Here is a 5696-nt window from a genome sequence, read left to right on the forward strand (position 1 = left end):
ACGGCACCGAGGGCGCCGTCGGCACGCCGACGGATGCCCAGGCCGACGCGGGCCAGGCCGGCGGCCACTTTCTGGTGTTCGAGGCCGATGCGCTCTATGCCTCGCCGGTGGACAGCGTGGTCGGCGTGGTCGAGCTGCCGCAGCCCACCATCGACGAGCTGGTGCGCGGCCGGACCGCCGTGATGCCGTGGCGCGGCAAGACGCTCAAGGTGGTCAGCCTGCCCTCGCTCAACGGCCGGCCCGGCGCCGAGCCGCCGCGCATGGCCATCCTGCTGCAGCCCGACCCGGCCGAGCACGCCACCGTGGGCATCGCCATTGCCCGGCTGTGCGACTGGCTGCCGGCCCATCGCGCCGATGTGCGCGAAATGCGGCTCGGCTCGGTGGGCGAGTTCCGCATGGTCACGCACCAGCACGAGGGCGCCAGCGCCAGCATGGTCGTGGTCGACCTGGGCCAGTTGGCCTACCTGCTCGGCTGACGCCCCCAACCCTTCTCCCCAAGGACCTCCCATGACCCCAGCCAGGCCCCCCGAGAACGAAGCGCAGCGCCTGCGGGCGCTGCAGGCGCTGATGCTGCTCGATACGCCCCCGGAGGAGCGCTTCGACCGATTCGTGCGGTTCGCGGCCGAACAGCTGGACGCCCCGATCGCCCTGATCAGCCTCATCGACGGCCAGCGGCAATGGTTCAAGTCGCGCGTCGGGCTCGACGTGCCGCAGACCAGCCGCGACGTGTCGTTCTGCGCCCACGCCATCCTGCAGCCGGACCTGTTCGTGGTGGAGGATGCGAACCTCGACGCGCGCTTTGCCGACAATCCCATGGTGACCCAGGCCCCGAACATCCGCTTCTACGCCGGCGCCCCGCTGTGCGCGCCGACCGGCGAGCGCCTGGGTACGCTCTGCATCATCGACACCAAGCCCCGCAGCCTCACCGCCACCGAGCGGGCCGTGCTGCGGGCGCTGGGCACCCTGGCCAACGAAACCATTGCCGGCAAAGACCAAGACGCATGACCCGTCCTCCCCCCCTGCCCCTCCTCTTGCTGGTGGAGCCGCAATTCGTGCTGCGCCGCACGATCGTCTCGGTGGCGCGCGACCTCGGCCTGGTGGACTTTCACGAAGCCACCAGCGTGGCGCGGGCCCTGCCCATGCTGGCGGCCCAGCCCTTTTTCGGTCTGGTGCTCGATTGCGACGATGCCGCCGCCTCCACCGACCTGCTGGCGCGACTGCGCGGCGGAGCGTTCGCCTGCGCGGCCGACGTGCCGGTGCTGGCCATGTCCTCGCTGCCCGACCCGGAACGCGATGCCTGGCGCGCCGCCATCGGCGTCACGGGCACGCTGCGCAAGCCCTTCAAGATCGGGGCACTGCTCGAATCGGTGCAAACCATGGCGGGGCGCAGGCCATGACCGCGCGGCCCCCCTGCGTGGTGGTGCGCACGTCCCGGGCAGGCGCGGGCGCCGCGCCCACCTTCATCGACCCGCTGGGAGACTGCCGCCCGTGCCACCGCTGAGTTCGATCCCCCGCCCCGAAGACACAGACCAGGCGCTCGAACGGGAACGCCAACGCATCTGCGCCCTGCAGACCACCGGCCTGCTGGAGACGCCGGACAGCGACGGCTTCGACCGCATCACGCGGCTGGCAAGCGCCCTGTTCGGTGCCCCCATCGCGCTGGTGACGCTGGTGGACATCGAGCGCCAATGGCACAAGTCGCGCGTGGGCCTTGACACGCGCGAGCTGCCGCGCTCGGTGGCCTTTTGCCACCACACCATCCAGTCCGCCGACGTCATGGTGGTCGAGGACACCCTGCTGGACGAACGCTTCGTCCACAACCCGCTGGTGACCGGCGAGCTGGGCGTGCGCTTTTATGCGGGCGCCCCGCTGGTGCTGCCCGGCGGCCAGGCGCTGGGCGCGCTCTGCATCCTGGACCAGCACCCGCGCACTTTCGATGCCGCGCAGTGCCGGCAGCTCCAGGACCTGGCTGCGCTCGCCATGAACGAGATCGCGCTGCAGCGCACGGCCGGGCGCATCAACGAGATCACCAGCCTGTACAACCGAGCCCAGCTCGTGCAGGACCTGATGAGCCAGTGCACCCAGACGCCGGGCGAGACGCGCACGCTCGTGCTGCTGGACGTGATCCGCGACCGCGACCTGCAGCAGGCCGTGCGCGCCATCGGCATCGCCCCGCTGGAGGCCGGCCTGCGCGACGTAGCGCTGCACCTGGCCCAGGCCCTGGGCCCGGGGGTGCAGCTGTACCACGCATCCGAAACCCGGTTTGCCTATCTGCTCCCCGAGGACGGCGCGCAGCCGCAGGAGCAGGAGCAAGCCGTGCTGCGGGTGCAGCGCCACCTGCAGGAAGCGTTCCGCATCAGCCGCGTCGTGCTGGAGCTGTACCTGGTGGCGGGCCTGGCGCGCTTCACGCTCGACGCCGAATCCGCGGGCGACGTGCTGCGCCGCGCGACCTCCGCCCTGCACCAGGCGGACGAGCTGAACCGCGCCTTGGTCTGGTATGCCCCCGAGTCCGACACCGCCCACCGCCGCGCGTTCGCGCTGCTGCGCGGCCTGACGCAAGGCCTGGCGGAGGGCGAGTTCCGCCTGGTGTACCAGCCCCAGTTCGAGGTGCGCCAGCAGCGCTTTTCCGGCGTGGAGGCGCTGATCCGCTGGCGCCACCCGCGCCACGGCAATGTCTCGCCCGCCGAGTTCATCGAGCAGGTGGAGCAGACGGCGCTGATCCATCTGCTCACCGAATGGGTGCTGCACACGTCACTGGCCCAGCTGGCGGAATGGAACCGCCAGGGCCTGCAGCTGACCATGGCGATCAACGTGTCCGCCCGCAACCTGGAGCATCCGGACTTCGCCCTGGTGCTGCGCAATGCCATCGCGCTGCACGGCGTGGCGGCGCAGCAGCTGCACATCGAATGCACCGAGAACGTCGCCCTGACCGGCCGGGCCACGCAGCGCGTGCTGGAGGAGATCCGCGCCATGGGCCTGAAGGTGTCGCTGGACGACTTCGGCATTGGCTACTGCAACCTGTCGTGCCTGCGCGGACTGCCGGCGGAAATGCTCAAGCTCGACCAGTCGCTCGTGATGCCCATCGCCCACGACATGCAGGCCTGGACGCTGCTGCGCACCATCATCTCGCTGGGCCAGCGCCTGGGCTACCAGCTCGTGGCCGAAGGCGTGGAAACCCAGGAGATCCTGGACATGGTCTCCGAGGCGGGCTGCGACCTGGTGCAGGGCTACTTCCTGGCCTACCCCATGGAGGCCGGCGAGGTCGCGCCCTTCTTCGCCGCGCGGGCGGCGGCGGCACCGGGAAAGCTTTTCACGGCCGACGCGAAAGAACTTCACGCGAGCGCGGCCGCGCAGCCACCCGTTTGGCGGCCGGATTGACGTAGAGTGCCCCTTCAGCGGTGCCCGCCTGGGGCCCCGCGGCACCCCATGACGATCGCCAACGCCCCTTCCCCCTCACCGTCCCCCGCCGCCGCCATCCGCGCGCGGCTGATCCCCGCGCTGCAGGCCGTGCTGCCCGCGCATGCGCTGCTGTGGCAGGCCGAGGACACCACGCCCTACGAATGTGACGGGCTCACCGCCTACCGCCAGCGCCCGCTGGCCGTGGCCCTGCCCGAGACCGAGGAGCAGGTGCAGGGCGTGCTGCGCGCCTGCCATGCGCTGTCGGTGCCCGTGGTGGCGCGCGGGGCCGGCACCGGGCTGTCGGGCGGGGCCATGCCGCACGCCCTCGGGGTGACGCTGTCGCTCGCCAAGTTCAACCGCATCCTGCGCATGGACCCGGTGTCGCGCACCGCCGTCGTGCAGTGCGGCGTGCGCAACCTGGCCATCAGCGAGGCCGCTGCGCCCCACGGGCTGTACTACGCGCCCGACCCGAGCAGCCAGATCGCCTGCACCATCGGCGGCAACATCGCCGAGAACTCCGGCGGCGTGCACTGCCTGAAGTACGGCCTCACGGTGCACAACGTGCTGCGCGTGCGCGGCTTCACCATGGAGGGCGATCCCGTCACCTTCGGCAGCGAAGCGCTGGATGCGCCCGGCTACGACCTGCTGGCCGCGGTGATCGGCAGCGAGGGCATGCTGGCCGTGGCCACCGAGGTCACGGTGCGCCTCATCCCCAAGCCGCAGCTGGCGCGCTGCATCATGGCCAGCTTCGACGACGTGCGCCGGGCCGGCGATGCGGTGGCGGCCATCATCGCGGCCGGCATCATTCCGGCGGGCCTCGAAATGATGGACAAGCCCATGACCGCCGCGGTGGAGGACTTCGTCTGCGCCGGCTACGACCTCACCGCCGAGGCCATCCTGCTGTGCGAGAGCGACGGCACGCCCGAGGAGGTCGAGGAGGAGATCGGCCGCATGAGCGAGGTGCTGCGTGCGGCGGGCGCCACCGCCCTGACCGTGAGCCAGGACGAGGCCGAACGCCTGCGCTTTTGGAGCGGCCGCAAGAACGCCTTTCCGGCCAGCGGCCGCATCAGCCCCGACTACATGTGCATGGACTCGACCATCCCGCGCAAGCGGCTGGCCGACATCCTGCTGGCCATTGCCGCGATGGAAAAGAAATACGGGCTGCGCTGCGCCAACGTGTTCCACGCGGGCGACGGCAACCTGCACCCGCTGATCCTGTTCGATGCCAACGACCCCGACCAGCTGCACCGCTGCGAGCTGTTCGGCGCCGACATCCTGGAGACCAGCGTGGCCATGGGCGGCACGGTGACGGGCGAGCACGGCGTGGGGGTGGAAAAGCTCAACTCCATGTGCACCCAGTTCACCACCGAGGAGAACGCGCAGATGTTCGCGCTCAAGGCCGCCTTCGACCCGGCGGGCCTGCTCAACCCGGGCAAGGTGATCCCCACGCTCAACCGCTGCGCGGAGTACGGAAAGATGCTGGTGCGCGGCGGCCGGATCGCCCACCCGGACCTGCCGCGGTTCTGAACGCCGCCCGGCCGGGGTGCCGGCGCGGGCCGGCCGCTGCCCACTCCCGCGCTCAGAGCATCAGCACCACGAGCAGGCACACCACCCAGGCCGCCAGGGGCGCAAGGCCCTGCCCCAGCCGCCGCGCGCGCCGGTAGAGGTAGGCGGGCGCCAGCCACACCCAGGCGCGAAAGCCCGCGGTGTCGTGCCCGGCGCGCCACAGCCAGCGCTCGTCCACGAAGGCCAGCAGCACGTTGAACGCCACCGTCAGGAAGAAGAACGCCCCCGACTGCACGGCCCGCTGCGACACGTACGGATCGCGGTACACGAGGTAGGCCACGAAACCCTCCAGCGACACGCCCATCACCGGCGCGCAGGCCAGCAGCCAGGCCAGCGTGTTGTTCACGCTGCCGGCCCAGGGATCGGCGGGCGCGTGCAAGCCCAGGTGAGGGCCCAGGTGCGGCCGGAACTCCGAATGCTCCACCGGTACCCAGCACGGCAGGCCCGGGCGCCAGATGCGCTGGCCCGGGGGCAGGCGCCGGGCATCGATCAGGCGCACGATCTCGTCGTCGGGCACCGGGCCGCGGCACTCGCCCTGCGCCTCGTAGAACCAACGGGCGTCCTCGCCCAGGTGGATGTCGACTTCCATCGCATTCATCGCAGCCACTCCCCTCGGCGCAGGGTGGCGGAAGCCCGCTCGGACGGATGGAGGACGGTGGGATCGGCCGGCGGCACCCGCGTGACGGGCCGCGCCGCCGCGAGCCGGTGGTGCACGGCCCCGGCGGCGGGCA

At 71.4% G+C, this 5696-nt stretch carries 6 protein-coding genes; 5 read left to right on the top strand and 1 reads right to left on the bottom strand.

What is annotated here, in order from left to right; all coding sequences use genetic code 11:
* The 5 genes from AC27IO_RS19555 to AC27IO_RS19575 all read left to right on the top strand — a co-directional run.
* Nucleotides 1-476, top strand: a 476-nt coding sequence (locus AC27IO_RS19555; RefSeq protein WP_498740290.1) for a chemotaxis protein CheW, incomplete at its 5' end; no start/stop codon positions are given.
* Between the two features lie 31 nt (nucleotides 477-507).
* The gene (locus tag AC27IO_RS19560; RefSeq protein ID WP_317354489.1) at nucleotides 508-1005 is read left to right on the top strand and encodes a GAF domain-containing protein; all 498 of its coding nucleotides are present in this window, start codon (nucleotides 508-510) and stop codon (nucleotides 1003-1005) included.
* Nucleotides 1002-1397: a response regulator gene (locus AC27IO_RS19565; RefSeq protein WP_317354492.1), complete on the top strand. Its 396-nt coding sequence runs from the start codon at nucleotides 1002-1004 to the stop codon at nucleotides 1395-1397. The genes AC27IO_RS19560 and AC27IO_RS19565 overlap by 4 nt, the downstream gene beginning before the upstream one ends.
* A 91-nt stretch (nucleotides 1398-1488) precedes the next feature.
* Nucleotides 1489-3378: a sensor domain-containing phosphodiesterase gene (locus AC27IO_RS19570; RefSeq protein WP_498740292.1), complete on the top strand. Its 1890-nt coding sequence runs from the start codon at nucleotides 1489-1491 to the stop codon at nucleotides 3376-3378.
* 48 nt (nucleotides 3379-3426) lie between these two features.
* Nucleotides 3427-4926, top strand: coding sequence for an FAD-linked oxidase C-terminal domain-containing protein (locus tag AC27IO_RS19575; protein WP_317354498.1), 1500 nt, complete (start codon nucleotides 3427-3429; stop codon nucleotides 4924-4926).
* A gap of 52 nt (nucleotides 4927-4978) precedes the next feature.
* On the opposite strand, the gene AC27IO_RS19580 is transcribed toward AC27IO_RS19575, so the two are convergent.
* Entirely contained in the window at nucleotides 4979-5563 is a 585-nt protein-coding gene (locus AC27IO_RS19580) for a GYF domain-containing protein (RefSeq protein ID WP_284431094.1), read from the bottom strand.
* Nucleotides 5564-5696: the final 133 nt, after the last annotated feature.

Source organism: Acidovorax sp. KNOB132, from assembly GCF_057541515.1.